The organism is Pseudomonas sp. SZ40, assembly GCF_052958135.1.
Genome location: NZ_JBQWIF010000077.1, coordinates 1 through 3,757, shown reverse-complemented (window position 1 = coordinate 3,757; position 3,757 = coordinate 1). Strand labels below are relative to the sequence as shown.

6 protein-coding genes are annotated in these 3,757 nt (G+C 61.9%); all 6 read right to left on the bottom strand.

Annotation, left to right across the window (positions count from 1 at the left end; genetic code table 11):
- On the bottom strand, positions 1–597 hold a 597-nt coding region (locus tag ACT9T4_RS26555; RefSeq protein ID WP_499119854.1), incomplete at its 3' end, for a cbb3-type cytochrome c oxidase subunit I.
- Between the two features lie 386 nt (positions 598–983).
- Positions 984–1,406 carry an REP-associated tyrosine transposase gene (locus tag ACT9T4_RS26550; RefSeq protein ID WP_499119852.1) on the bottom strand — a complete coding sequence of 141 codons (423 nt, stop codon included), beginning with the start codon at positions 1,404–1,406 and terminating at the stop codon, positions 984–986.
- A gap of 141 nt (positions 1,407–1,547) precedes the next feature.
- The gene (gene ccoP, locus ACT9T4_RS26545) at positions 1,548–2,483 is read right to left on the bottom strand and encodes a cytochrome-c oxidase, cbb3-type subunit III (protein ID WP_499119850.1); all 936 of its coding nucleotides are present in this window, start codon (positions 2,481–2,483) and stop codon (positions 1,548–1,550) included.
- A complete protein-coding gene (locus ACT9T4_RS26540) occupies positions 2,480–2,665 on the bottom strand; it encodes a cbb3-type cytochrome oxidase subunit 3 (protein WP_499119847.1) in 186 nt (61 codons plus the stop codon). Before ACT9T4_RS26540 ends, ccoP begins: the two co-directional genes overlap by 4 nt.
- Before the next feature lie 4 nt (positions 2,666–2,669).
- On the bottom strand, positions 2,670–3,278 hold the full coding sequence (gene ccoO, locus ACT9T4_RS26535; RefSeq protein ID WP_042555643.1) for a cytochrome-c oxidase, cbb3-type subunit II: 609 nt from the start codon (positions 3,276–3,278) through the stop codon (positions 2,670–2,672).
- Positions 3,278–3,757 (bottom strand): cbb3-type cytochrome c oxidase subunit I (locus ACT9T4_RS26530; RefSeq protein WP_499119844.1); only part of this gene is annotated, 480 nt, incomplete at its 5' end. The genes ACT9T4_RS26530 and ccoO, both read right to left, overlap by 1 nt.

Here is a 3,757-nt window from a genome sequence, read left to right as displayed (position 1 = left end):
ATCGGTGGCACCGGCATACAGCGAGTAGGACTTGGTCAGCGTGACCGGCACTTCCAGGTTGTTGACCACGTGCAGCATCAGGGTGACCAGGATGAAGGCACCGAAAAACCAGTTGGCGACATAGATGTGGCGCGTTCTGCGCCTGGCGATGGTGCCGAAGAACACCAGCATGTAGACCAGCCAGACGATGCCCAGCAGGATATCGATCGGCCACTCCAGCTCGGCGTATTCCTTGCTGCTGGTGTAGCCCATCGGCAGGCTGATCACCGCCGCAACGATCACCGCCTGCCAGCCCCAGAAGGTGAAGGCCGCCAGACCGTCGGACATCAGCCGTACCTGACAGGTGCGCTGCACCACGTAATAGCTGGTGGCGAACAGCGCGCTGCCGCCAAAGGCGAAGATCACCGCATTGGTGTGCAGCGGGCGCAGGCGGCCGAAGCTGGTCCACTCCATGCCAAGGTTCAACTGCGGCCACACCAGCTGCGCCGCGATGAACACACCCAGCGCCATGCCGACCACGCCCCAGACCACTGTCATCACCGCGAATTGGCGAACGACCTTGTAGTTGTACGCAGCCGGGCTGCTTGCTGGGCTCATGCTGGGTTCCACGCTGGGCTGGGTGCTGCGGATGGGGCGATAGATATTTCGGGCGGCGCGAGTATCCCCGACCGGCTCAGGCGGTGCAATGAGTTGGAAATATGCGGAAAGCGCTCTGTTACAAGCCTTGCTGTGTTTCTAGAAGAGGCGCGGCCAATGGTGGCGGGACTTTGGGGCGAGAGGAAATTACCGAAAGAGTAGAAGCCTGTGACCTGGGAACCTGTATTGGTGGGCGGGGTTTGTGGGAGGGGCTTTAGCCCCGAGTTTTATTCTGGAACGAAGAGCTCGGGGCTAAAGCCCCTCCCACGGTGGGTTGCATTGTAAGTTGATAGGTCAGCTTGAAAATATTGAGCTGATTTTCAGAGCCACACTGCATCCCCAAAAGGTTAATCGCCGATACGTTTTACCAGGCCTGCACGTAGGGGGTTGGCAACGATGTATCGTGCCGTTGGCAGTATGTCCTCCTCACGGCGTAGCGCTCTGTCATGGAAACCCTCTTGCCAGCGTTTGCCTTGGCGGCCGAGCCGACTGTTCACCTGCAAGGCGCTGCGTCCTTTGACGCGATGCATCAATTCGCTGAGCGAGCCTTGTTGCAGGGATACCAGCCAGTGCAGGTGATCGGGCATGACTACCCAGGCGAGCGACTCAGCCAGTCCTGATGCCTGGGCATGATGCAACTCGCGAATCAGGAGACGAGCGGGCGCCAGGTCGGCAAAGATCGCCTGGCGATTTTCGACAGTGGCCGTGAGCAGGTAGATCTGGTTGGTTAGAGAGATTCGGCCTTTGCGCAAACTGACCGAGTGGGGCATTCCGTTGCCTCCTGAGTAGGTAAAGCAACGGTAGCTGAGTGACCTGCGGGGGGATCTCGTAGGAGCGGCTTTAGCCGCGAGCTTTATCGCCCGACCAGACACCAAAGAGCTCGCGGCTAAAGCCACTCCCATACATGGGCATTATTCACCTGGTTGCGGTTTGCGGCTCAGGCTCAGGCTCAGCACGTAGGCCGCCAGCAGATGCACCTTGTCGTTGCCCAGGTACTGCTCCTGAGCGGGCATCTGCCCGTTGCGGCCGTAGCGGATGGTCTGCTGCAACTGCGCCAGGCTCGATCCGTAGATCCAGCCGCCCGGATGCGTCAGGTTCGGTGCGCCAAGCAAGGCCATACCGTTTCCGGTCGGGCCGTGGCAGGCCACGCAGGTGCTGTCGTACAGCTGCTTGCCCTTGTCCAGATCGGCGTTGCTGCCTTCCGGCAATGGCAGTTTGGCCAGGCCGTTACGCACGTAAGCCGCCACGTTGCGCACGCCGTCATCACCGAGCACCTCACCCCAGGCTGGCATGGTGCCGATACGCCCGTTGAGGATGGTGGTCTTGATGGTTTCCGCATCGCCGCCCCAGCGCCAGTCCTGATCGGTCAGATTGGGAAAGCCCACCGCGCCCTTGGCATCCGAACCATGGCAGATCGAACAATAGGTGGCGAACAGCCGACCGCCCATCTTCAGCGCCTGCTCGTCCTGCGCCACCTGCTCCAGTGGCATGGCCGAATACTTGGCGAAGATCGGCCCGTACTGGGTGTCGGCCTTGGCCACTTCGCGCTCCCACTGGGCGACTTGCGTCCAGCCGTCGTCATAGCCTGGCAGCAGGCCCTTGAAGTTACCCAGGCCCGGGTAGAGCGCCAGGTAGCCAGCCGCGAAGATCAGCGTGCCGAGAAACAGCATGAACCACCAGCGCGGCAGAGGATTGTCGTATTCCTCGATACCGTCGAAGGAATGCCCCATGGTCTGATCGGTGGTGTTCTTGCGCTCGCCTTTGCGGGTGGCGAACAGCAGCCAGAACAGCGCGACCAGGCTGCCGAGGGTCAGCAGCGTGATGTACCAGCTCCAGAAAGTGCTCATGGGGTGTTGTTCCTCGACGCTTCTTTGTTGGGTTCATCGGCGAAGGGCAGGTTGGCCGCATCCTCGAAGGCCTTGGCGCGTTTACCGCTGTAGGCCCACAGCGTCACGCAGGTGAAGGCGATCAGCACCAGTGCGGTACCGATACCGCGCACCATGCCGATGTCGATCAGTTCGGTAAGCATGGGATCACCTCTTGTTTTTCAGCGCAGTGCCGAGCACCTGCAGGTAGGCGACCAGCGCGTCCATCTCGGTCTTGCCCTTCACCGCGGCGCTGGCGCCGGCGATATCGTCATCCGTGTAGGGCACGCCGAGAAACTGCATGGCTTTGAGCTTGGCGGGGGTATCCTTGCCGTCGAGCACGTTCTCCACCAGCCAGGGGTAGGACGGCATCTTCGACTCCGGCACCACGTTGCGCGGGTTGTACAGGTGCGCGCGGTGCCACTCGTCCGAGTAGCGGCCGCCGACCCGTGCCAGATCCGGCCCGGTGCGCTTGGAACCCCACAGGAAAGGGTGATCCCACACGCTTTCGCCAGCCACCGAGTAATGGCCGTAGCGCTCGGTCTCGGCGCGGAACGGGCGGATCATCTGCGAGTGGCAACCCACGCAGCCTTCCTTGATGTACACGTCGCGGCCCTCGAGCTGCAGCGCGGTGTAGGGCTTCATGCCGGCCACCGGCTCGTTGACCACGTCCTGGAAGAACAGCGGGACGATCTGCGTCAGGCCGCCGATGCTCACGGCGAACACCATCAGCAGGGCCATCAGGCCGACGTTCTTTTCGATGATTTCGTGTTTCATCAGTGGGCTCCCCGTACCGAGAACTGGGCTGCGGCTTCGAGCTCGGCCGGCTTGCTGGCGCGCACGGTCTGCCAGGTGTTCCAGGCCATCAGCAGCATGCCGGCGAAGAAGATCGCGCCGCCGATCACCCGCACCACGAAGCCGGGGTGGCTGGCTTCCAGTGCTTCGACGAAGGAGTAGGTGAGCGTGCCGTCGCTGTTCACCGCCCGCCACATCAGGCCTTGAGCGATGCCGTTTACCCACATCGAGGCGATGTACAGCACGGTGCCGATGGTGGCGAGCCAGAAGTGCGCGTTGATCAGGCCGATGCTGTGCATCTGCTCGCGGCCGAACACCTTGGGAATCATGTGGTACAGCGAGCCGATGGAGACCATGGCGACCCATCCGAGGGCACCGGCATGTACGTGGCCGATGGTCCAGTCGGTGTAGTGGGAGAGGGCGTTGACCGTCTTGATGGCCATCATCGGCCCCTCGAAGGT